This window comes from Amycolatopsis thermalba (genome assembly GCF_003385215.1).
Lineage (GTDB): Bacteria > Actinomycetota > Actinomycetes > Mycobacteriales > Pseudonocardiaceae > Amycolatopsis_E > Amycolatopsis_E thermalba.
The window spans coordinates 1-21,867 of the sequence record NZ_PQHW01000115.1 but is presented as its reverse complement, the minus strand read 5'-3'; the positions used below and the strand labels follow the sequence as shown (position 1 = coordinate 21,867).

The window sequence follows — 21,867 nt, the reverse complement described above, 5'->3', positions numbered from 1 at the left end:
GGCCCGGGGGCATGCGAGCGCCGCCATCACGCACCCGGCCGCACCTTGCGATTGCCTACGTTCCGGGGAACGCGGGCGCGCGTGGTGTGGCCGTCGGGGGTGCTGGTGATCGGCGGGGTGGCCGGGTGCGTGATGGCGGCGCTCGCATGCACCCGGGCCAGTGGTGACACGCGACAGCGTAGTCGGGGCGGTGAGCGAAGGAGCGTTGTCTCGATCCGAGCCGGGAACCCTGACCAGGGCAACGATTGCACCCGCCAACCTTGGCCGGGGTGGAACGATCGGCGATCGGGTAGAACTGAGATGTGCCCGCTCGCCGCCCGCCACGCACCGCACCCACCACCGGCCGCGTCACCCGCACCGCCGGGGCGAAACCGGCGCCCGGCGACGTCGACGCCCTGACCGACGCCTTCCTCACGGCATCGCGTCTGCTGGTCGCGGTGTCGGCGCGGTCGATCAGCGCGGTCGACGAGTCGATCACGGTGGCCCAGTTCCGGGTGCTGGTCGTGCTCGACAGCCGGGGACCGGCGAAGCTGACGACACTGGCCGGCCACCTCGCCGTCAACCCGTCGACCGCCGCCCGCATGGTGGACCGGCTGGTCGCCGCCGGCCTCGTCGACCGCGAGACCAGCCCCACGTCCCGCCGCGAACTGGTCGTCGGCCTGACCGGCCAGGGCGCCGCGGTCGTGCGATCGGTGACCCGGCGGCGGCGCGCGGAGATCACCCGGATCGTGACCAGGATGCCGGTCACCTCTCGCCGCGGCCTCGTGCGGGCGCTCCGCGCCTTCACCGAAGCAGGAGGCGAACCGCCGGTCGACGGGGGTGCGGACGTCCCGTGGCTGTGACCGGGGACGTCAGCGCGCGGAGCCGCCGCCGGCGAAGGCGGCCTCGATGTCGTCTCCGGTGAGCCGGCGGGGGCCGACGTAGTAGATGGTCGATCCGGCGGGAACCTCGGCGTCCCAGGGCGGGTTGACGACGAGCCGCTCGCCGGTCCGGATGGCGAGCAGCGTGGACCGGTGCTGCCGGCTCAGCGTCGTCTGGCACCGCTCGACGGGCACCGCCGCCGGGAGCACCGCGGAATAGGTGTTGGCGCCGCCGTGGGTCATCAGCTCGGCGTACACCTCCGCTATCCCGGGGGAGGTCAGTTCCTCGGTGACCATCCGCGGGGTGTGCCACTGCACGCACCGGAAGCCGGGATCGACGTAGTGGATGAGATCCGCCCGTGCCATGTCCCGCAGGGTGATCACGACGTGCGCGTCCGGGGCGAGGTGATCCACCGTGACGGCGATCGCGAGGGCCTCGTTGTCGTCCCGGGCGTCGATGAGGACCGCACGAGCACGCTGCACCACGGCGCGCCGCAGGACTTGCTCGCCGGTGAGGTCACCCCGCACGAAGTCGATGTCCTGTTCGGGCATCGGATGGGTGGTGACCTCGTCCCAGGCGCACAGGACGATCCGGCCGGCTCCGTCCGCGACCAGTTCCCGGACCAGCCGCTCGGTGCGCCCGGCGGTGTAGCCGAGCAGCACCACGTGGTCGGCCGCGGTCACGGTGGCAACTCCCTGCATCCGCCGTCCTTTCGCCTCTTCCAGCACCGCGGCCAGCTTGGTGAACACGGTGGTCAACGTGACGATGCCGCCGATCACGACGTAAGCGCCGACGACGTGTCCGGCTCCCGAGACCGGGTAGAAGTCGCCGTAGCCGACCGTGGCCGCGGTGACGACGAAGTACCACCAGTAGTTGGCCGGTCGGACGAGGTCGCTGCCGGCCGGCTCGGCCAGCGCCATGAGCGGCCAGCTGGTGACGAACACGAACACGATGACCAGGACCGGCGTGAGCCAGCTGCGGAGGAACACCAGGCGGGCGATCAACCGGGTGAGAAAGATCGGCACAACGGGGCTCCTGCACGGCATCGTGGACCGGTGGAGTGTAGCCCGGCCACGGCGCCGCGCACCGTGGTGGACGTGCCGCGGGGCCCGCGGCACGTTAAGCTCATCAGAGGCGAGCCGGGAAGTCTGGTCGGCATCAGGATCCATGCCCACGACCAGGGAGCCTCGATGACTCACCCCTCGCCGGCCAGGCCGATCACCGCTGTCGACGTCGTGACCGTCGTCCACGACCAGCTCCGCGACGAAGTGCTGTTCACCTGCCTGGGAGCGATGCTGCCGCCACCCGGGACCCTCGTCGAACTCGGTGGCGGCGAGCGAACCTGCGTGACCTCGGTCCGGATGATCGCCCCCACGGTCGAGGGGCAGGTGGCGCAGGTCGTCGTCAGCGTGGCCCCGCCGCCGTGCGCGCTCTGAGCCCGGACGGAACCATCGCCGTGCTGCGACGCGGCGCAGAGCACTGGTTCATCGGTGCCGCGGGTTGCGGTGTCGCGGTTTCCTGCGTCTGGGTCGTGGCCGAGAGGTTGTCCCCGGAGACGCGCATGCGATGACCGGCCGTCGTGCCTCCTCACGGGGCGCCGCGGCCACCGGGTGCCAGTCCGTTGGCTTCGGCCGCATCCGCGACCGCGGCCGCGGCTGCTTCGGCGGCCTGCGTCGCGTCTTCGGCGGCTCGGGCGGCGACCGCGTCGGTGGACCCGGTGTCCCGGGTGGCCGGTGACTGCGGCAGCGTTTCGGCGAACGCCCGGGACACTCCCTGCAGCGCCGAGGTGAACTCGCCCGGGATGACCCAGAACGTGTTGCCCGCGCCCTTCGCGAGCTGCGGCAGCATCTGCAGGTACTGGTAGGCGAGCAGTTTCGGGTCCGGGTCGTTGCGGTGCACGGCCTGGAAGACCTGGTCGATCGCGCGGGACTGGCCTTCGGCCTTGAGGATCTCGGCGGCCCGGTTGCCTTCCGCGCGCAGGACGGCGGCCTGCTTGTCGCCCTCGGCGGTCAGGATCTGCGACTGGCGCTGACCTTCCGCGCCCAGGATGGCGGCGCGCTTGTCCCGTTCGGCCCGCATCTGCTTCTCCATCGCCTCCTTGATGGTGTTCGGCGGGTCGATGGCCTTGATCTCCACCCGGTTGACCCGGATGCCCCACTTGCCGGTGGCCTCGTCCAGCACCCCGCGCAGCTGGCTGTTGATGGTGTCGCGGGAGGTGAGCGTGCGTTCCAGGTCCATCGAGCCGACGACGTTGCGCAGGGTCGTGACGGTCAGCTGCTCCACCGCCTGCAGGTAGCTGGCGATCTCGTAGGCCGCCGCGCGCGGGTCGGTGATCTGGAAGTACAGCACGGTGTCGATCTGGACCACGAGGTTGTCCTCGGTGATGACCGGCTGGGGCTGGAAGGACACGACCTGCTCGCGCAGGTCGAGGGCCGGGTACACGCGGTCGATGTAGGGAATCACGAAGTTGAGGCCGGGCTGCAGGGTCCGGTTGTACCGGCCCAGCCGCTCGACGTTGCGGGCGCGGGCCTGCGGCACGATCCGCACCGCCCGCAGCACGGTGACGACGACGAACAACGCGACCAGCAGGCCGACGACGAGCAGAGCGGACACTTCCATGGTCACTCCCGTGGGTAGACGAGTGCGGTGCTCCCCCTGATCTCCATGACGTCGACGGTCGCGCCCACCGGGATCACCAGCGTGTCGTCGTAGGAGCGGGCGGTCCATTCCTCCCCGTCGATCCGGACCCGCCCGCCGAGCCCGGTCACTTCCTGCACGACGTAGGCACGCCTGCCGATCAGGGCGTCCACCCCGAACCGCTGGAGCTGCGGGCCCAGCAGGTGCCGCCGGGCGACGGGGCGGACCAGCAGCAGAGCGGCGGCGGAGGCCCCGGCGAAGACCAGGAGCTGCCCGAGCAGGGGAACCCCGAGGGCGGCGGCGCCCGCCGTGATCGCGGCGGCGCCCCCGAGCAGGCCGAGCGCGGCGGTGAAGGTGAACAGCTCCGCACCACCGAGCAGAACCGCCGCGATCAGCCACATCAGCCACAGCTGCATACGCGACCCCTTGGCCGGTCGGGTTCCCGGTTTCCATCGTCCGTGGTGCCGGGGAGGGCGGCAAGGTCGCCGGTCGGCCAGGGTCGGCCGCGTTCGTTTCCGGAGCCCGGCAAGCTCGGCGCGGGATCCCGGGCCCGGGCCGCGGCGGCGGTGCGGCTCTGCCGGAAGTTCGCCCGGGCACCCGGAGCAGCGCCGGGCGCGGCCGCGCCCGGACCGGCTACCGTCGAGGTGACCGGGTTGCCGGAACCCGGCAATCCGCCAACGACGACCGGAGGCGGCCGTGGCCAGCGAGCGCGACCCGCGGGGATGGGACGTCCCCCCGCCCGGTGCGCGGGCTGCCCGCGACGCCGGCGGTGTCCCGGCCGAGTTCCTCGACGGTTACCTGGAGATGCTCGACCTGGTCAGCCGGACCGGCCGGCGGCTGACGCGCGACGAGCTGGAGTCGCGGCGGATGCTCGGCGCGCGGGCCGCCGAGCGGAACATCCCCCTGCGCGCGCTGGCCGACCTCTACCTCAGCGCCAACTGGATGGCCTGGCGGAACCTGCCCGCGGTCGCCGCCGCGGCGGACAAGGACCACCTCCGCTCGATCGCCGAAGCGATCATGCGCGCGGCCGACGACGCCGTCGTCGCCCTCGCCGACGGCTACGACAACGCCCAGCGGCGGCTGACGCGCCGGCAGGAAGCCGAACGGCGCGAGTTCATCGACGACCTGCTCTACGGTCACGGCGACCTCGGGAAGCTGGCCGAACGCGCGGAACGGTTCGGCCTGCGCCTGGCCGGCAGCTACGTCGTCGCGGCCGCTCGCGCGGACCACCCGTTCACCGACGGGGACAGCACCGCCCACCGGGTCGAATCGGCTCTGCTCACCCGGTTCGACGCCCGCGACCTCCTGGTCACCGTCAAGGACGGCCTGCTGCTGTGCCTCGCGCCCGGCGCCGCGCAGCGGGCGGTGGCGGAGTTCGCCCGCCACCTCGGGATCCTGCTGGCCGGGCGCGCCTGGCAGATCGGTGTCGGCCGGCCCCATCCCGGCCCGGGTGGGGTGCTGCGCTCCTTCCAGGAGGCCAGGAACGCACTGGAGCTGGCCGAGTCGCTCGGCTTGACCGCGCCGGTGCTCAACGCCGCCGATCTGCTGGTCTTCCAGGTCCTCTACCGCGACCGCGCGGCGATCGTCGATCTGGTCGACACCGTGCTCAGTCCCCTCACGCGGACCCGCGGCGGGGCGCGGCCGCTGCTGGACACGCTCGCCGCGTACTTCGCGACCGGTGGGGTCACCGCCGAAACGGCCCGGAACCTGTTCCTCAGCGTCCGCGCGGTGACCTATCGCCTGGACCGGATCAGGAACCTCACCGGCCTCGACCCGCGGCAGCCGGCCCAGCGCTTCACCCTGGAGGCCGCCGTCCTGGGCGCCCGCCTGCTCGGGTGGCCCGGCCCGGACTGAGGCCGGGTCTCCGGTCCGCCCGCGCGAAATGCCTGCCGCGGCCAGGGCGTACGGCGCACCGGCCAGGTGCGGGACCGTCCATTGTGGTCGTGCCGGATGGCGGTTCCCCCCGGGCGCCGAATTGCGGGGATGCGCCAGGCGGCACCCACGGGTTAGCCTGGAGACAGGTGAGCCGGGAAGCCTGGTCGGCAGCTGACGTTCGGCACGCGACCAAGGAGCCGCGATGACTCACCGCCGTCGCCCCAGGGGCGGCCCCGTCCGCCCGTTCCCGCCTCGTCTCCCGCGTCCCGGTCGAATGGGGGCGGGGTGAGCGGTGATGCTCAGCGAGTACGAGCGGCAACGACTGCAGGCGATCGCCCAGACCTTCGCGCGGGAGGACCCGTGGCTGGCGAGGCGGTTGACGAGCCCGGCGGAGACGGTGTCGTCGCGGTGGCCGGACCACGTGGCGCACGCGGCCTTCCTGGCTGTCCTGCTCGGGGCCGCCACGCTGGTGTTCTCCGCGGTCGTGGCGCTGGCCGGCCTGGTGATCGCGATCGTGGCCTGCTGGTTGTGGCGGTCGGCGGACCTGTCCGACGAGCGGCCGGCTCCCGGCGAGCCGGGCGACGGTTGCGAGCCGGCCGGCTGAACGCGCCCGGGGGCACGTCGATCGCGAGCCGCGCGCGGACGGCGTCTGCGCCGCCGCGACTTTGCCGACGACCGGCAAGGAGCCGCGGCCCGTGGTTGGTCACCGTGCACATTGGGCACGCGCCGCACCGGCCGGACAATGGTGACCTGCCAGTGTCGCCGGTGCGGCGAACTCGGCGACAGGAGAGGACATGCACGCCGCTGACGTCGTGGAGCCGCTTCCCACCGCACGCCTCGACGAAGCCGCCCTGTCCGCCGCGCGGACCCTGGCCCGGCACGGGCGGCCCGCGCTCGCCGTGCTCGACGAACAGGACCAGGTCGTCGGCTGCCTTTCCGCGCTCGACCTCGTGCGGCTGGCGTTGCCGCGTTACCTGCGCGACGAGCCGTGCCTGGCCCGGACCTTCGACGAGGCCCACGCCGACCGGATCGCCGCCACCCTCGCCACCACGGCCGTTCGCGACGTGATCGGTGAGGTCGCCGCCCGGATTCCGGTGGCCAGGCCGGACGCCACGGTGGTGGAGCTGGCCGAGATGATGGCGAGGCAGTCGTGCCCGGCCGTGCTGGTCGAGCGATCGGCGGGCGGGGCGGCCGGGGTCGTCACCGCGAGCCGTCTCCTCGAACTCCTCGTCAGTGCGGTCGAGGACAGGACCCGATGATCACCGCCGCGGTCCCCGGCCGGAGAGGAGCAGTCCCGCTGTCCGACGAGAACTTCGCCGCAGCCACCGCGAAAACCGCCGGCGGTGCGCCGGCCGAACTGCTCGACGGCTACCTGCAGACACTCGCCGAGGTGAGCATCAGCGGCAGGCGCATCAGCGACGAGGAACGGCGGCGGTGGCGGGCCATCGGCGCGGAGGCAGCCGAGCGCGGCGTGCCGATGCGCGGGCTGATCAACCTGTACCTGACCGCCACCTCGACGGCCTGGGAAACGCTGCCCGGCGTGCGGTGCGCGGCAGACCCGGAGCGGTTGCGGCCGATCGGCGAAGCGATCCTGCGCGCGGCCGACGTCGCGATCATGACGCTGACCGACGGTTACGAGGAGATCCAGCGGTGGGCCGTGCGCCAGGAGGAGTCGCTCCGGCGCGAGTTCATCGACGACCTCCTCGACGGCCGCGGAACCGGGGGACTGGCCGAACGCGCCGAACGGTTCGGGCTCCGGCTCGCGGCGACTCACGTCGTCACGGCGGCACGGACCTCCGAGGGGTTCGTGGACGGCGGGGAGGCCGCCCGGCAGGTCGAAGCCGGGCTGCGTTTCCGGTTCGGACCCCGCGACGTCCTGGTGAGCACCAAGGACGGATTGCTGATCTGCCTGGCTCCGCACCACCTCGGCACGGTGCCCGACGAGTTCGTCCGGCACCTCACCGGCGCGCTCGGTGACGACTCGTCCTGGCGCGTCGGGATCGGCCAGCCCCAGTCCGGCCCCGGCGGGGCGGTGCGCTCGTTCGAGCAGGCCCGCAACGCGCTGGACATCAGCGAACGGCTCGCCCTGCCGGAGCGCGTCCTGCGTGCCCGCGACCTGCTGGTGTACCAGGTGCTGCGCCGGGACAGCGCGGCGCTGTCCGAGCTGGTGACCGAGGTTCTGGAGCCCCTGCGCGGCGCCCGGATGGGGCCGCGTCCGTTCCTGGAGACCCTCACGGCGTACTTCGCCGCCGGTGCGGTCTCGACGGCCGCCGCCAAGCGGTTGCACGTGAGCGTCCGGACCGTCACCTACCGGCTCCAGCGGGTCAAGGATCTCACCGGCTACACGGTCGAGGAACCGGCGCAGGCGTTCACGCTGCAGGTCGCCGTGATGGGCGCTCGCCTGATCGGCTGGCCCGAGGACGACGGGACCGGATGACCGGCGGCCCGTGGACCGCCGCGTCGTGCGCACCGCCGGTGACGGCCCGCCGAAAGGAGTGATGGCATGGCGTGGGTCATCCGGACCGCCCCGCTCTTCGTCACCTTCTGGCTGGTCCTGTCCGGGCACTTCACCGTCCAGTTCCTGGTCCTCGGCGCGGTGTCGATCACGCTCGTGTGCTGGATCTCGCGGCGGGCCCGGCTCACCGAGGGGGAGGGCGCTTCGCTGCCGGTTCTGCTGCGCCTGCCGCGTTATCTGCCGTGGCTGGGCAAAGAGGTCCTGGTCGCCGCGGCGGCGGTGGTGCGGAAGGTGTGGTCACCGCGGCCGGACCTGCGACCGGCGGTGGCGGTGACCCCGTCGCCCGGGATGTCCGCGCTGTCGCAGGTGATCTACGCGAACTCGATCACGTTGACGCCGGGCACCCTGTCCCTGGACCTGGACGAGGACGAGATCAAGATCCACAGTCTCGATGCCGGAGCCGCCGAGGCGCTCCACGAGGGGCACATGCTGCGCCGGGTCCGGGAACTGGAGGCGCGCCGATGATCTTCGCGGTGATGGCCGCCCTGCTGGTCACCATGTTCCTCACCCTGGTCCGGGCCTTCGCCGGCCCCGGTCTGTACAACCGCATCCTGGCGATCAACATGTTCGGCACGAAGACGGTGCTCTTCGTCGCGGTCGCCGGTTTCCTGTTCGGGCGGCCGGAGTTCCTCGACATCGGCATCCTCTACGCGCTGGTCAACTTCGTCGCGGTCGTCGCGGTCCTGCGCCTGACCCATCACCAGGACCTGACCGCCGGCACGGGCGGGGACGAGCACCGGTGACCGTGCTGGACGTCCTGAGCGGGGTGCTGCTGGCCGCCGGTGGCTTCCTGGTGTTCTCCGGCGCGGTGGGCCTGGTGCGCTTCCCGGACTTCTTCACCCGCATCCACGCCGCCGGGGTCACCGACGCGGCCGGCGCCCCGCTGATCCTCCTCGGCCTGCTGCTGCGGGTGGGCACCTGGGAGACCGGCGTGCGGTTGCTGATCATCCTGCTGTTCATGGCGCTCACCGGCCCGACCGCGACGCACATCCTGGCGAACGCGGCGCGGCGGGACGGCGTGCCGGTCTGGCGGGCGGGCGACGGGCGGCGCTGATGCAGACCTTCACGCTGATCAACTTCGCGCTGCTGGCGATCCTGCTTTCGACGGCCCTCGCCATCGGGCGGATCCGCGCGCTCTACGAGGCCACCATGCTGACCGCGCTGCTCAGCCTGGTCACGGCGTGCCTGTTCGTGCTGCTGGACGCGGTGGACGTGGCGTTCACCGAAGCGGCGGTCGGCGTCGGGATCAGCACCGTGCTGCTGGTCGGCGTGCTGGCGCTGACCCGGTCCCGGGAGGCGGTCACGCCGCGGCGGCGGCACCTGCCGGGTGCGGTCGCCGTCGCGCTCGCCGGGGGAACGCTCGTCTACGCCGGCCAGGATCTGCCCGGGTTCGGTGCGGCCGGCACGCCGGTGCAGACCCACCCGGTCACCGCGGCCTACCTGCGTCAGTCCCAGGTGGACGTCGGGGTGCCCAACACGGTCACGGCGGTGCTGGCGAGTTATCGCGGGCTGGACACCCTCGGCGAACTGGTCGTGGTCTTCACCGCGGGTGTCGCTGTGCTGCTCCTGCTGGGACCTCTCACGCGGGTGGCGGAGGCCGAGCGGTCCGAGGTCCTCGATCTCGCCGGCTACCGCGTGCTGCGGGTGATCAGCGTCATGCTGATGCCGTTCATCCTGCTGTTCGCGTTGTACGTCCTCTTCCACGGCGACTTCGGTCCCGGCGGCGGTTTCCAGGCCGGCGTGATCTTCGCGTCGGGGTTCGTGCTCTACGGCCTGGTGTTCGGCCTGGACAAGGCACAGCAAGCACTGCCGCGCACGGCGCTGTGGGTCCTGATCGCGCTCGGTCCCGTGCTGTTCCTGGGGCTCGGGGTCGTGACCATGCTGCTCGGCGGGGGATTCCTGGACTACGACCGGCTCTCACCCGGTGATCCGGTGGCCGGCCAGCACCTGGGCATCCTGATCGTGGAGTCGGCCATCGGCGTCACCGTCGCGGCCGTCATGACCTCGATCTTCTTCGGCTTCGCCAGCCGGCTGGCGTCGCGATGACCGGGTCCCACCACCTGTACTGGGCGACGTTCGTCCTGATGATGATCGGGCTCTACGTGGTCATCAGCCACGGCAACCTGGTGAAGAAGCTGATCGGGCTCACCCTGTTCCAGGCCGGGGTGTTCGTGTTCTACATCAGTCTCGGCAAGGTCGCCGACGGCAGCGCGCCCATCGTCTCCGCGGACGTGCAGACCTACTCGCACCCACTGCCCCAGGTGCTGATCCTGACCGCGATCGTGGTCGGGGTCGCCACACTCGCGGCCGGGCTGGCGCTGGTGGTCCGGATCTTCGAGGCCTACGGCACCGTCGAGGAGGACGTGGTGGCCGAGCGCGACACCGCCGACGACGAGGTCGTCCCGTGACGAGCCACCTCCCGGTCCTGCCGGTGCTGATCCCGCTGGCGGGGGCCCCGTTGTGCGTGCTGCTGCGGTCGCGGACCGCGGCGTGGCTGCTGTTCCTGCTCGCCTCGGCCGGGGCACTGGCCTGCGCCGTGCTGCTCGCCGTGCGCGTCGCCGGTGGCGGCGCCCTGCGGTACGAGATCGGTGGCTGGCCCGCGCCGTACGGCATCGAGTTCGTGATCGCCGCCTTCAACACCCCGGTGCTGCTGCTGGTGCCGGCCATCGCCACGGTCACCGCGGTGTACGGCCGGCGCAGCATCGGCGCCGAGATCGACGACGGGCGCGCACCGCTGCTCTACACCTGCCTGTGCCTGACCCTCGCCGGGCTGCTCGGGCTCAGCGTCACCGGCGACGTGTTCAACGCGTTCGTCTTCCTGGAGATCAGCTCGCTGTCCACCTACGCGCTGGTCGCGCTGGGACGGCACCGGCGCGCGCTGCTCGCCGCCTTCCGTTACCTGGTGATCGGCACGGTCGGGGCGACGTTCGTGCTGATCGGCATCGGCCTGGCCTACGCGGTCACCGGGACCCTCAACATGGCGGACCTGGCGCAGCGCCTGGCCGGCGTCCAGGGCAATCGCGCGCTGTACGCGGCCGTGGTCTTCGTCCTCGCCGGACTCGCGGTGAAGATGGCGGTGTTCCCGCTGCACGCCTGGCTTCCCGGGGCCTACGCGGAGGCACCGTCGGCGGTCAGCACGTTCCTGTCGGCGACCAGCACCAAGGTCGCGATCTACGTGTTCTGCCGGTTCGCCTTCACGGTTTTCGGTGCGGGACTGGTGTTCCGGACGATGCCGATGGAGACGGCCGGGCTCGTCCTGGCCTGCGTCGCGATGCTGGCCGGGTCGGCCGTCGCCTGCTTCCAGACCGATCTCAAGTACCTGCTGGCGTGGTCGAGCGTGGCCCAGATCGGCTACATCGTCGCCGGGATCGGCCTGGCCACCGCGGCCGGGGTGTCGGCCGGGTATCTGCACCTGATCAACCACGCGGTGATCAAGTCGGCGTTGTTCGCCACGGCGGGGCTGCTGCTGTTGCGGCTCGGGTCGGTGCGGCGCGCCGAGCTGGCCGGGCTCGGCCGCCGGATGCCGTGGACCTTCGCGGCGATCGTGGTGGCCGGTCTCGGCCTGGTGGGGGTGCCGCCCACCGCCGGGTTCGTCAGCAAGTGGGCGCTGGTTTCGGCGCTGCTCGGCCAGGGCCGGTGGCCGGTGGTGGTGGCCGTGCTGGTCAGCTCGCTGCTCGCCCTGGTCTACGTCGGGCGCGTGGTCGAGGCCGCGTGGTTCCGCCCGGCGCTACCCGGCTCCGCCGGGACGCCGAAACCCCCGCCCTCGATGGTCGCGGCGATCTGGGTCCTGGTGCTGGCATCGGTCTACTTCGGACTCGATCCGGCGCTGCCGTCCGGCCTGGCCGGCGCCGCGGCCACGGCACTGCTCGGCGGACGGGGGTGAGTGACCTGTCGGTCGCCTGGAACACCGGCCAGGCCGCCGCGTTGCCGGTCGCGGTGGCACTTCCGGTGCTGGGCGCCGGCGCGGTGCTGCTGCTGCGGCGCCACCCGGGCGCGCGCGAGGCGGCGTCGGTGCTGTGCGGGGTGGCGCTGGCCGCCGTGGTGCTGAGCCTGTGGCCGGTGGTGGAGCGCGGTGTGCGCTTCGAGCTGTGGTCCTGGCTGCCCGGGCTGTCACTGGAGTTCGCGCTGGAGCCGCTCGGCCTGCTGTTCGCCGGTGTCGCCGCCGTGTTGTGGCCGGTGACGACCGTGTTCGCCATCGGCTACCTGCGCGCCGGCCGCGACCTGCACCAGACCCGCTTCCACGTCTTCTTCGCCGTGACGATCGCCGCGGCGATGTGGATCGCGCTGTCGGCCAATCTGGTCACCCTGTTCGCCGGGTACGAGATCATGACCCTGGCCACCTGGCCGCTGGTCGCGCACCAGGGCGGCACCGAGGGGCGGCGCGGGGGACGCACGTACCTCCTGGTGCTGCTCACGACTTCCATCGGGCTGCTGCTGCCGGCGATCGTGTGGACCTGGCTGCTGACCGGCAGCACCGAGTTCCGGGCCGGTGGGTTGCTCGCCGGCCACGCCGGGCCGGGTGTGCTCACCGCGCTGTTCGCGCTCTACCTGTTCGGCACCGGCAAGGCGGCGCTGATGCCGTTCCACCGCTGGCTGCCGGCGGCGATGGTGGCGCCCACCCCGGTCTCGGCGCTGCTGCACGCGGTGGCGGTGGTCAAGGCCGGCGTGTTCACGATCCTCAAGGTCGCCGTGTACGTGTTCGGGCTGGACACCCTGAGCGAGACCGGCGCGGCCCGGCCGATGATGTGGGTCGCGGCGGCCACGCTCCTGGCCGCGGCGGTGGTCGCGATGCGATCGGACAACCTCAAGCGGCGCCTGGCCTACTCCACGGTGAGCCAGCTCGCCTACATCGTGCTGGCCGTGACGTTCGCGCGTGAGGTGGCCATCACCGGCGGCGCGCTGCACCTGGTCACCCACGCGGTCGGCAAGATCACGCTCTTCCTGTGCGCCGGGGCCATCTTCGTCACGGCCGGGAAGTCGCGCGTCAGCGAGCTGGACGGGCTGGGCCGGGCGATGCCGTGGACGTTCGGCGCCTTCCTGCTGGCCTCGCTCTCGATCGCCGGGCTGCCCCCGTCCGGTGGCCTGTGGAGCAAGTGGTTCCTGCTGATGGGCGCGGTCGACGCCGAGCAGACCGTGATGCTGGTGGTCCTGCTGGCCGGGTCCTTGCTGTCGCTCGCCTACCTGGTGCCGATTCCGGCGCGGGCGTTCTTCCGGCCACCGTCGCAGCCGCTGGAGCACGGCGAGGCCCGGCTGGCGCTGGCCGGGCCGCTGACCCTGACCGCGCTCGGCTCGGTGGCGCTGTTCTTCGGCGCCGAAGCCGTGATCGCACCGTGGACGGGGATGTGAGGAGCTGTCATGGACGACAACGGCCGCTGGCTGGACCGGCCACGCAACGTCACCCGGATCGTCTACGGGCTCGTGGTGCTCTGCGCGCTGGCGTTCGCGGCCGGCCTCTTCTCCCGCGAGCATCCGCACTTCGGGGTGGAGGGGTGGTTCGGTTTCCACGCCCTCTACGGCTTCGCCGGCAGCGTCGGACTGGTGCTCACCGCCAAGTGGCTGCGCCGGTTCCTGCGGCGCGACGAGAGCTACTACGAGCGGCCGGACGGGACCGCTGATGACGAGTAGTCCCGCGGTGCTGCTGATCCTCGGCGCGGCCGCCGTGCCGCTGCTGCGGGGAGTGCCGCGCAAGGTGGTGATGGTCGCGCTGCCGGTCACGGGGCTGGTCGTGTTGTGGCTGCTGCCCGAGGGTCTCGGCACCACCTTCCAGCTCTTCGGCCTGGAGCTGGCCCCGGTGCGGGTGGACGCCCTGTCCCGGGTGTTCGCGACCGGTTTCCTCGTCGCCGCGCTGCTCACCGCCGTCTATGCCCTGCACCTGCGGGACTCCCTGCAGCAGGCGGTGATCCTCGTCTACGCCGCGACGGCCGTCGGCGGGGTCCTCGCCGGTGACCTGCTGACGCTCTTCGTGTTCTGGGAGCTGGCCGGGTTGTCCTCGGCGCTGCTGATCTGGGCGCGCCGGACGGAGCGCAGCCACCGCGCCGCGATGCGGTACCTGGTCGCCCAGGTGGTGTCCGGCCTGCTGATGCTGGCCGGGATCGTGATGCGGGTACACGCCGGGGAGGGGCTGGAGTTCGGTCATCTCGGAATCGGTTCCCCGGGCGGCACGCTGATCCTCGCCTCGATCGGGATCAAGTGCGCGTTCCCCGTGCTGCACGCCTGGCTCACCGACACCTACCCGGAGGCGACGATCGTCGGCACGGTGGCGCTGTCGGCGTTCACCACCAAGTTCGCCGTGTACACCCTGGCCCGTGGCTTCGCGGGCACCGAGCAGCTGGTGTGGATCGGCGTGGTCATGACCGTGTTCCCGATCTTCTACGCCGTGATCGAGAACGACCTGCGTCGGGTGCTCGCCTACAGCATGATCAACCAGCTCGGGTTCATGGTGGCCGGGGTCGGCATCGGCGGTCCGCTCGGGATCAACGGGGCCGCCGCGCACGCCGTGGCGGACATGGTGTTCAAGGGGCTGCTGTTCATGAGCATGGGCGCGGTGCTGCTGCGCACGGGCACCACCCAGGGTTCCGAGCTGGGCGGGCTCCACAAGTCGATGCCGCAGACCGCCGTGCTGTGCCTGGTGGGGGCGGCGTCGATCTCGGCCTTCCCGCTGTTCTCCGGCTTCGCGACCAAGTCGCTGATCATGGAAGCGGTCGCGCGGGAGCACCGGACCGTGGCCTGGCTGCTGCTGTTGTTCGCCTCGGCCGGGGTGTTCCACCACGCCGGCATCAAGATCCCGTACTTCGCCTTCTTCGCGCACGACCGCGGCCACCGGGTGAGCGAACCCCCGGTGAACATGCGGACGGCGATGGCGATGGCCGCGCTGATCTGCGTCCTGATCGGCGTGGCGCCGTCGCTGCTGTACCGGATGCTGCCGTTCGCCATGGACTACCAGGTCTTCACGACGCCGCACGTCGTCGACCAGTTGCAGCTCCTGCTCTTCGCGTCGCTGGCGTTCACGATGCTGGTCCGCACCGGCCTGTACCCGCCCGAGCTGCGATCGGTGAACCTGGACTTCGAGGTGACCTACCGCCGGGTCGTTCCGGCTCTGTGGAAAGCGTTGTCGGACGAGGGGAGCAGGCTTGGCCGACGGTCGGGCACGCTTGTGCGGCGTCGGGCGAAACCGCTGTGGACCACGGTTTCCCGGCCCGTGCGGCCAGGCGGGCGGGTAGCGGCGCCCTGGTCGACCCACGTGATGATCTGGTGGGCCACCCTGCTGCTCGGTCTGGTGTTGCTGGTCGTTCTCTGGCCGTGACGGCCACCGGGCGCAGCGCCGGGCCGTGCGTTCGGGTGCCCATGCGGCGCCCGTCACAGCGGCTTGAAAACATACGGCGAATCTGTTTTCATAGCTTCATCGAAAGGGGGTGGCGAGATGCCGCCAGGGTTCTCGGCCGAGGAGCGGGCCCGCATCACGGAGCTGTTGCTGACGACGGGGCATGAGCTGTTCACGCGCCAGGGGCTGCGCAAGACCTCGCTGGAGGAGCTGGTCGCTCCGGCGGGAATGGCCAAGAGCACCTTCTACCAGTTCTTCGATTCGAAGGAGGCGCTGTACCTCGAGCTGATGCTGCGCGAGGCGGGTGAGGTCAAGCGCCGGGTGGTCGACCAGGCGCTGCGCACCACCGGCGACACCCGGGAAGGACTGCGGCGGTTCCTGCGCGCGACCTTGCACGAGCTGGCGACGAACCCGCTGTGGCGGCGGCTGATCGTGCACCCCGAGGAGATGCAGGCCGTGGCGCGCAAGCTGCCGCCGGAGCGGATCGCGTCCACACCGGACAACCCGGCGGTCGCGCTGGCCCAGTTCGTGGCCGAGAAACAGGATGCCGGCGAGCTGATCGACGCCGACCCGGCGGTCGTGGTCGGCGTGCTGCAAACCGTGCTGCTCGTCCCGCTCTACGCCGAGCGGCTCGGCGACCCCGCCCACCACGACGCCATCACCGGCCTGCTGATCGACATCGTGACCGCGGGCCTGACCAAGACGGAGGACTGAGAACCGACATGACGAACAAGGCCATCATCGCAGGCGGCGGCATCGCCGGACTGGCCACCGCGCTGCGGTTGCACCAGATCGGGTGGGAGCCGGTGGTGATCGAGCGGGCACCGGCCCGGCGGTCCGGCGGTTATGCCGTGACGTTCTCCGGCATCGGCTACGACGCCGCGGAACGGATGGGCGTGCTCGCGGCACTGGCGGAGCGGCACATCACTCCGGACAAGCTGATCTACGTCCGTCCCGACGGCCGGACCCGGTTCACGGTGCCGGGCCCCACGGTGCGCGCGATGCTCGGGCAGCGCGCGCTGAACATCCTGCGCGGCGACATCGAGGACGTGCTCTACACCGCGATCCGCGGGACGGTGGACATCCGCTTCGGCACCACGGTCACCGCGGTGTCCCAGGACGCCGGCGGTGTGGACGTGACGCTCAGCGACGGCACGGTCGAGCGCGCGGACCTGCTGGTCGGCGCGGACGGGCTGCACTCCGCGACGCGGCGGCTGGTGTTCGGGCCGGAGGAGGAGTTCCGGCTCGACCTCGACCACATGACCGGGGTGTTCATGCTCGACCGGCTGCCGTCCTGCGTCGAGGCCGGCAGCACGTCGACGCTGACCGACACCGGCCGCACCCTCGCGATCATCCACCTCGGCGAGGGCCGGTCCGCCGCGTTCTTCGGCTACCGCACCGGCGACCCGATGGCCCACCTCGCCGAGGGGCCCGCGACCGTGCTGCCCCGCGTCTACGGGGACATGGGGTGGGCCGCGCCCGAGGTGCTCGCCCAGTTGCCCCGGGCGGAATCGGTGTACTTCGACACGATCAGCCAGATGGTCGTCGGCGGCTGGAGCCGCGGCCGTGTGGTGCTGCTCGGCGACGCGGCCTGGTGCGTCACGCTGTTCGCCGGGTTCGGCTCGTCCCTCGCCGTGGCCGGGGCCGACCTGCTCGGCACCGCGCTGGAACGGCACCCCGGTGACGTGCTCACCGCGCTGCGCGAGTGGGAGACCGGACTGCGCCCGGAAGCCGAGAAGAAGCAGAAGCTCGGCCGCCGGGTCAAGGGCCTCTACGCGCCCGCCGACCCGTTCCGGTTGTGGCTGCGTGATCTGCCGCTGCGGTTCGCGTCCTACCGGCCGGTGTCGGCGGTGCTCCAGCGCCGTCTCCAGCTGACGGCGTGAACTCCGGGACGAGCGCCGGCCGGGCAGTCGCGGGCGCAGCTCAGCTGAGTTCGGCGAACTGCTCGGTCTGGCGCGTCGTGCCGGCGACGATGAGGGTGTCGCCCGGAAGGACGACGGTGTCCTGGGTGGCGTAGGTGAAGTCCTGCCCGGGCCGTTTGATGCACACGACGGTGACCCCGTACTTGGCGCGGATCCCGCTCGCGCCCAGCGGTTTGCCGACGGCGAACGCGGGTGCGCGGGTCTTGACCATGGCGAAGTCGTCCTCGAACTCGATGTAGTCCAGCATCCGCCCGGTGACCAGGTGCGCGACCCGTTCGCCCATGTCGTGTTCGGGCAGCACGACGTGGTGCACCCCGACCCGCTCCAGGATCCTGCCGTGTTCCCGGCTCGTCGCCTTGCCCCAGATGTCGTCGATGCCGAGGTCGACCAGCAGGGACGCGGTGAGGATGCTGGCTTCCAGCTCGGTGCCGATGGCGACCACCGCGCGGGAGAACTCGGGCACGCCGAGCTGGCGCATGGCCTCGATGTCGGTGGAGTCGGCGCTGACCACCTGGGTGAGCTGGCCGGACAGGCTCTGCACGATGCGGGGACTGCGGTCGATGCCGAGCACCTCGACGTCGCGCTTGGCCAGTTCCAGGGCCAGCGACGCGCCGAACCGGCCCAGGCCGATGACCACCACACCCGCTTCTCGCTTGTCAGCCAACGATCGGTCGCTCCTCGGGAAGTTCGTAGCGGCGTGCCCGGGCCCGCAGCGCCAGGGCGGCACCGAGGGTGAGCGGGCCGAGCCGCCCGATGAACATCAGCACCGTCAGCATGACATGCCCGGCGGCGGGCAGGTCGGCGGTGATGCCGGTGGACAGGCCGACGGTCGCGAACGCCGAGACCACCTCGAAGGCCACCTGGTCCAGTGTGAACGGGGTGATCGTGAGCAGGAACCAGATGCCCGCGATCACCACCCCCACCCCGAGCAGCGCGATGGTCAGCGCCTGGCGCTGGACGTCGTCGGGCAGCCGCCGCCGCAGCACGTTGACCCTGGGCTCGCCGCGCAGCTCGGCCCAGATCACCACGGCCAGGAGCGCGAAGGTGGTCACCTTGATGCCGCCGGCGGTGCCGGCGCTGCCCCCGCCGACGAACATCAGCAGGTCCATCGACAACCAGCTCTCCGGGTGCATCCCGGCGACGTCCACGCTGTTGAACCCGGCCGTGCGCGGCATGACCGCCTGGAAGAACCCCGCGAGCAGGCGCCCCGGCACCGGCAGCGCGCCGAGCGTGGCCTGGTTCGACCACTCGACCGCGGTGAGGACGATCGTGCCGAGCCCCAGCAGCGCCCCGCTCACCCCGAGGGTGATCTTGGTGTGCAGGGACCAGCGCCGCGGGTGGCGCCACTGCCGCCGCAGCTCCCACAGCACGGGGAAACCGAGGCCCCCCGCGATCACCGCGACCGCGATCGGCAGGCAGATCCACGGGTCGGTGGCGAACCGCACCAGGTTGTCCGGCCACAACGCGAACCCGGCGTTGTTGAACGCCGAGACCGCGTGGAACACCCCCAGGTAGGCGGCGCGGCCCCAGGACTCGCCGTACCCGGTGGCGAACCGGATGGTCAGCACCACCGCGGTGGCGGCCTCGACGAGCAGGCTGGTGCGCACGACCCCGAGCACCACGCGCCGCGCCCGGCCCGGCGCTCTTGGTCTCGGTCTGCGCGTAGAGCCGGGTGCGCAGCCGCATCCGGCCGCTGATCAGCAGCCCGAACAGCGATGCCAGCGTCATCACCCCGAAGCCGCCCAGCTGGATCAGCCCGAGGATCACCAGTTCCCCGAACGCCGACCAGTGGCCCGCGGTGTCCACCACGACCAGCCCGGTGACGCACAGCGCCGATGCCGCGGTGAACAGTGCGGACACCACCGGGGTGTGCTCGCCGGACTCGTGGCCGCCGGCAGCGCCAGCAGGACCGCGCCGGCCACGAGTGCCGACCCGAAGGCCGCCACCACGACCCGGGCCGGATGCGCGAACTGGGCGAACACCCGCCGCCACCCGCACGCACCGATTTCAGGGACGCCACGGGGGCTCAGCCTACGGACCGGCCGGAGGAAACCGGCGCGGTCACCGGTGTGTCACGTCACTGCACACACCGGCGCGACCGGTTTGCTTCGGGCCCGGCTTTGCGGCATCTTTACGGGCGGCGCGCCGGGAAGTCTGGTCGGCACACCCGCCCCACGCAACGGGGCGGGTTCGTTGTCGACGGCGGGAGATTCGGTGGCGCTGGTATTCGCCTTCGGTGTGGTGCTCGGAGATCGGACGCCCCAGGGCGAAGGTACCCGTTTCGTCGTAGTCTGCGGATATGCGCTGCACCGACATCGCCGAGGACTTCCCGGTCGTGGACCTGGACTCCGATGCGCTGGAAGCGGCCCGTCTGCTGGCCCGCAACCGGCTGCCCGGCCTCGTGGTGACCGACGCGAACGGCGCGCCCACGGCGATCCTGCCCGCCTCCCAGGTGGTGCGGTTCCTGGTGCCGGGCTACGTGCAGGACGATCCGTCGCTGGCCGGGGTGCTGTCGGAGTCGATGGCCGACCACGTCGCGGACAAGTTGTCCGGCAAGACCGTGCGCTCGTTGCTGCCGGAGGACCGTCCGGAGCTGGCGGTGGTCAGCTTCGACGACACGATCGTGGAGGTCGCCGCGGTGATGGCCCGCCTTCGCTGCCCGCTCGCGGCGGTGCTCCGGGACGGCCGGCTGGTCGGGGTGATCACCGCGTCGCGGTTGCTGGAGCTGGCGCTGCGCTGAGGGGGCCGGCATGACCACCGCGATCGCGATCGCGGTGTTCGTGGTCGCCTACCTGCTCATCGCCACCGAGCGGATCCCGAAGATGGTCGCCGCCCTGGCCGGTGCCGGGGTGGTGCTCGCCGCCGGGGTCGTCGGCTCGGACGAGGCGTTCTACTCCCACGACACGGGCATCGACTGGGACGTCGTCTTCCTGCTGTTCGGGATGATGGTCATCGTCGGGATCCTGCGCCGCACCGGGGTGTTCGAGTACGTCGCGATCTGGGCGGCCAAACGCGCCAAGGGCTCGCCGCTGCGGGTGATGATCCTGCTGGTGCTGATCACCGCGGTCGCCTCGGCGTTCCTGGACAACGTCACCACCGTGCTGCTGATCGCCCCGGTGACGCTGCTGGTCTGCGACCGGCTCGGGGTGAACCCGGTGCCGTTCCTCATCGCCGAGGTGATGGCCTCCAACATCGGCGGCGCGGCGACCCTGATCGGCGATCCGCCCAACATCATCATCGGCAGCCGCGCCGGCCTGACGTTCAACGACTTCCTGGTGAACATGGCGCCGATCGTGGTGATCGAGCTGATCGTGTTCACCCTGATCCTGCCGTGGCTGTTCCGCGGCTCGTTCGACGCCGACCCGGACCGGGTGGCCGACGTGATGGCCCTCAACGAACGTGAAGCCATCCACGATCCCGCGTTGCTGATCAAGTGCGGCGTCGTGCTCGCCGCGGTGTTCACCGCCTTCGTCGGGCACTCGATCTTCCACCTGGAACCGTCGGTGGTCGCGCTGCTCGGCGCCGGCGTGCTCGTGCTGATCTCGAAAACGAGGCCCAAGGACTACCTGGCCGGTGTCGAATGGGAGACGCTGCTGTTCTTCGCGGGCCTGTTCATCATGGTCGGCGCCCTCATCCACACCGGCGTCATCGGCACCCTCGCGGGCTGGGCCGCCGACGCCACCGGCGGGAACGCGCTGGTCGCGGTCATGCTGATCCTCGGGGTCTCGGCGGTGCTGTCCGGGGTCATCGACAACATCCCCTACGTGGCGACCATGAGCCCCCTGGTCGCCGACCTGTCGGCGGGCATCGCCGACCCCGTGCAGGCCGAGGCGCTGTGGTGGTCGCTGGCGCTGGGCGCCGACTTCGGCGGCAACCTCACCGCGGTCGGCGCCAGCGCCAACGTGGTCGTGCTGGGCATCGCCAAGCGGGCCGGCACGCCGATCTCGTTCTGGGAGTTCACCAAGAAGGGCATCGTCGTCACCGCCATCACGATCCTGCTCGCCGCGCCCTACCTGTGGCTGCGGTACTTCCTCCTCGCCTGAGCTACCATGCCGGAAACGACGGTCACAACGATGTGGAACCGAGACATGGCAGAACTGCTGTTCACCCTCGCGATCATCGCGGCGTTCCTGCTCGCGGCGGCGGCCCTGCGCGCCGCCGCCCACCGCCAGCAGCGCCACTAGGTGTACCCGGCCATCAGGTTGGGCCTGGGCGCGGGCACGAGCCATCGGATGTGGACGGTGGGCACCCCGGGTGCACCTGTCCAGCCGTCCCCGGTCAGGCGCCCACCACGGTGACCACTCCGGACACCACGATCAGCCCGACGACCGCCCGCTCGAACAGCTTCCGCGGCACCCTGCCGACGAGCCGTCCGCCGATCGCGTTGCCCACCGCCCCCGCGGCGAGCAGCACCAGCAGCTGCGGCCACAGACCCTCGGCGCTGACCTGCCCGGCCGCGGCCAGCAGCAGCAGCGACAACGCGTTGGTCACCACGAAGTAGCCGGCCAGATCGGCCACGAACGTCCGCGGCGGCACCTTCGCCGCGGCGAGCAGGACGGCCGGGGGCGCGCCGTTGAGGGAGGTGGTGGTGGACAGGTAGCCGCCGAGCAGCCCGGCGACCGCCTGCCTGCGTGGGGTCGCCTCGTGCACCCGGTCCGCGGGGCGCAGCAGGAGCCGCAGCCCGGACAGGATCACCACGGCCCCGGCCAGGATGCGCAACCCGTGCGGCGGCAGCC

Annotated in this window: 25 protein-coding genes; 19 read left to right on the top strand and 6 right to left on the bottom strand. The window is 71.7% G+C overall.

What is annotated here, in order from left to right; translation table 11 throughout:
* Positions 1-302 precede the first annotated feature (302 nt).
* A complete protein-coding gene (locus D0D15_RS30700) occupies positions 303-842 on the top strand; it encodes a MarR family winged helix-turn-helix transcriptional regulator (RefSeq protein ID WP_115944948.1) in 540 nt (179 codons plus the stop codon).
* 9 nt (positions 843-851) lie between these two features.
* On the opposite strand, the gene D0D15_RS30695 is transcribed toward D0D15_RS30700, so the two are convergent.
* Positions 852-1,886 (bottom strand): NAD-binding protein, encoded by a 1,035-nt coding sequence (locus D0D15_RS30695; protein ID WP_094002645.1) that lies wholly within the window; start codon positions 1,884-1,886, stop codon positions 852-854.
* Positions 1,887-2,051: 165 nt separating this feature from the next.
* On the opposite strand from D0D15_RS30695, the gene D0D15_RS30690 reads away from it, so the two are divergent.
* On the top strand, positions 2,052-2,297 hold the full coding sequence (locus D0D15_RS30690) for a hypothetical protein (protein ID WP_116103778.1): 246 nt from the start codon (positions 2,052-2,054) through the stop codon (positions 2,295-2,297).
* A 151-nt stretch (positions 2,298-2,448) separates the two neighbouring features.
* Here D0D15_RS30690 and D0D15_RS30685 read toward each other — a convergent pair whose 3' ends face one another.
* The gene (locus tag D0D15_RS30685) at positions 2,449-3,480 is read right to left on the bottom strand and encodes an SPFH domain-containing protein (RefSeq protein ID WP_162830692.1); all 1,032 of its coding nucleotides are present in this window, start codon (positions 3,478-3,480) and stop codon (positions 2,449-2,451) included.
* A gap of 2 nt (positions 3,481-3,482) precedes the next feature.
* Positions 3,483-3,914: an NfeD family protein gene (locus D0D15_RS30680; RefSeq protein ID WP_094002648.1), complete on the bottom strand. Its 432-nt coding sequence runs from the start codon at positions 3,912-3,914 to the stop codon at positions 3,483-3,485.
* Between the two features lie 280 nt (positions 3,915-4,194).
* Between D0D15_RS30680 and D0D15_RS30675 the strand changes: the two genes are divergently transcribed.
* From D0D15_RS30675 to D0D15_RS30605, 15 genes are all read left to right on the top strand, one after another.
* Entirely contained in the window at positions 4,195-5,352 is a 1,158-nt protein-coding gene (locus tag D0D15_RS30675) for a PucR family transcriptional regulator (protein WP_244215001.1), read from the top strand.
* 316 nt (positions 5,353-5,668) lie between these two features.
* Entirely contained in the window at positions 5,669-5,977 is a 309-nt protein-coding gene (locus tag D0D15_RS30670) for a DUF3040 domain-containing protein (protein WP_094002649.1), read from the top strand.
* Positions 5,978-6,167: 190 nt separating this feature from the next.
* Complete coding sequence (locus D0D15_RS30665; protein WP_094002650.1) at positions 6,168-6,632, top strand: CBS domain-containing protein; 465 nt, start codon at positions 6,168-6,170, stop codon at positions 6,630-6,632.
* Positions 6,629-7,810 (top strand): PucR family transcriptional regulator, encoded by a 1,182-nt coding sequence (locus tag D0D15_RS30660; RefSeq protein ID WP_094002651.1) that lies wholly within the window; start codon positions 6,629-6,631, stop codon positions 7,808-7,810. Before D0D15_RS30665 ends, D0D15_RS30660 begins: the two co-directional genes overlap by 4 nt.
* A 66-nt stretch (positions 7,811-7,876) precedes the next feature.
* Positions 7,877-8,353: a Na+/H+ antiporter subunit E gene (locus D0D15_RS30655; protein ID WP_094002652.1), complete on the top strand. Its 477-nt coding sequence runs from the start codon at positions 7,877-7,879 to the stop codon at positions 8,351-8,353.
* Positions 8,350-8,631 (top strand): MrpF/PhaF family protein, encoded by a 282-nt coding sequence (locus D0D15_RS30650; RefSeq protein ID WP_094002653.1) that lies wholly within the window; start codon positions 8,350-8,352, stop codon positions 8,629-8,631. The genes D0D15_RS30655 and D0D15_RS30650 overlap by 4 nt, the downstream gene beginning before the upstream one ends.
* Positions 8,628-8,942 carry a monovalent cation/H(+) antiporter subunit G gene (mnhG, locus tag D0D15_RS30645; RefSeq protein ID WP_198958075.1) on the top strand — a complete coding sequence of 105 codons (315 nt, stop codon included), beginning with the start codon at positions 8,628-8,630 and terminating at the stop codon, positions 8,940-8,942. Before D0D15_RS30650 ends, mnhG begins: the two co-directional genes overlap by 4 nt.
* Complete coding sequence (locus tag D0D15_RS30640; RefSeq protein WP_094002654.1) at positions 8,942-9,934, top strand: DUF4040 domain-containing protein; 993 nt, start codon at positions 8,942-8,944, stop codon at positions 9,932-9,934. Before mnhG ends, D0D15_RS30640 begins: the two co-directional genes overlap by 1 nt.
* Complete coding sequence (locus tag D0D15_RS30635; RefSeq protein WP_094002655.1) at positions 9,931-10,296, top strand: cation:proton antiporter subunit C; 366 nt, start codon at positions 9,931-9,933, stop codon at positions 10,294-10,296. The genes D0D15_RS30640 and D0D15_RS30635 overlap by 4 nt, the downstream gene beginning before the upstream one ends.
* A complete protein-coding gene (locus D0D15_RS30630) occupies positions 10,293-11,771 on the top strand; it encodes a monovalent cation/H+ antiporter subunit D family protein (protein WP_115944946.1) in 1,479 nt (492 codons plus the stop codon). The genes D0D15_RS30635 and D0D15_RS30630 overlap by 4 nt, the downstream gene beginning before the upstream one ends.
* On the top strand, positions 11,768-13,234 hold the full coding sequence (locus D0D15_RS30625; RefSeq protein WP_198958076.1) for a proton-conducting transporter transmembrane domain-containing protein: 1,467 nt from the start codon (positions 11,768-11,770) through the stop codon (positions 13,232-13,234). The genes D0D15_RS30630 and D0D15_RS30625 overlap by 4 nt, the downstream gene beginning before the upstream one ends.
* Before the next feature lie 9 nt (positions 13,235-13,243).
* Positions 13,244-13,513, top strand: a complete 270-nt coding sequence (locus D0D15_RS30620) for a hypothetical protein (RefSeq protein WP_094002657.1) — start codon at positions 13,244-13,246, stop codon at positions 13,511-13,513.
* Positions 13,503-15,191, top strand: a complete 1,689-nt coding sequence (locus tag D0D15_RS30615; RefSeq protein ID WP_094002658.1) for a Na(+)/H(+) antiporter subunit D — start codon at positions 13,503-13,505, stop codon at positions 15,189-15,191. The genes D0D15_RS30620 and D0D15_RS30615 overlap by 11 nt, the downstream gene beginning before the upstream one ends.
* A 117-nt stretch (positions 15,192-15,308) precedes the next feature.
* Positions 15,309-15,923 carry a TetR/AcrR family transcriptional regulator gene (locus D0D15_RS30610; protein WP_094002659.1) on the top strand — a complete coding sequence of 205 codons (615 nt, stop codon included), beginning with the start codon at positions 15,309-15,311 and terminating at the stop codon, positions 15,921-15,923.
* An 8-nt stretch (positions 15,924-15,931) separates the two neighbouring features.
* Positions 15,932-17,092: an FAD-dependent monooxygenase gene (locus D0D15_RS30605; RefSeq protein ID WP_094002660.1), complete on the top strand. Its 1,161-nt coding sequence runs from the start codon at positions 15,932-15,934 to the stop codon at positions 17,090-17,092.
* Positions 17,093-17,132: 40 nt separating this feature from the next.
* Here the strand turns inward: D0D15_RS30605 and D0D15_RS30600 are convergent, their stop codons facing one another.
* Together D0D15_RS30600 and D0D15_RS30595 are read right to left on the bottom strand one after the other, a co-directional pair.
* Positions 17,133-17,795: a potassium channel family protein gene (locus tag D0D15_RS30600; protein WP_233156978.1), complete on the bottom strand. Its 663-nt coding sequence runs from the start codon at positions 17,793-17,795 to the stop codon at positions 17,133-17,135.
* Positions 17,788-18,738: a TrkH family potassium uptake protein gene (locus tag D0D15_RS30595; protein WP_233156980.1), complete on the bottom strand. Its 951-nt coding sequence runs from the start codon at positions 18,736-18,738 to the stop codon at positions 17,788-17,790. Before D0D15_RS30595 ends, D0D15_RS30600 begins: the two co-directional genes overlap by 8 nt.
* A 692-nt stretch (positions 18,739-19,430) precedes the next feature.
* Here D0D15_RS30595 and D0D15_RS30590 point away from each other — a divergent pair.
* Both D0D15_RS30590 and D0D15_RS30585 read left to right on the top strand, forming a co-directional pair.
* Entirely contained in the window at positions 19,431-19,871 is a 441-nt protein-coding gene (locus tag D0D15_RS30590; protein ID WP_094002661.1) for a CBS domain-containing protein, read from the top strand.
* A gap of 10 nt (positions 19,872-19,881) precedes the next feature.
* Positions 19,882-21,174 (top strand): ArsB/NhaD family transporter, encoded by a 1,293-nt coding sequence (locus D0D15_RS30585; RefSeq protein ID WP_094002662.1) that lies wholly within the window; start codon positions 19,882-19,884, stop codon positions 21,172-21,174.
* A gap of 235 nt (positions 21,175-21,409) precedes the next feature.
* Here the strand turns inward: D0D15_RS30585 and D0D15_RS30580 are convergent.
* Positions 21,410-21,867: sulfite exporter TauE/SafE family protein (locus D0D15_RS30580; protein ID WP_162830691.1), on the bottom strand; the 458-nt coding region annotated here is incomplete at its 5' end.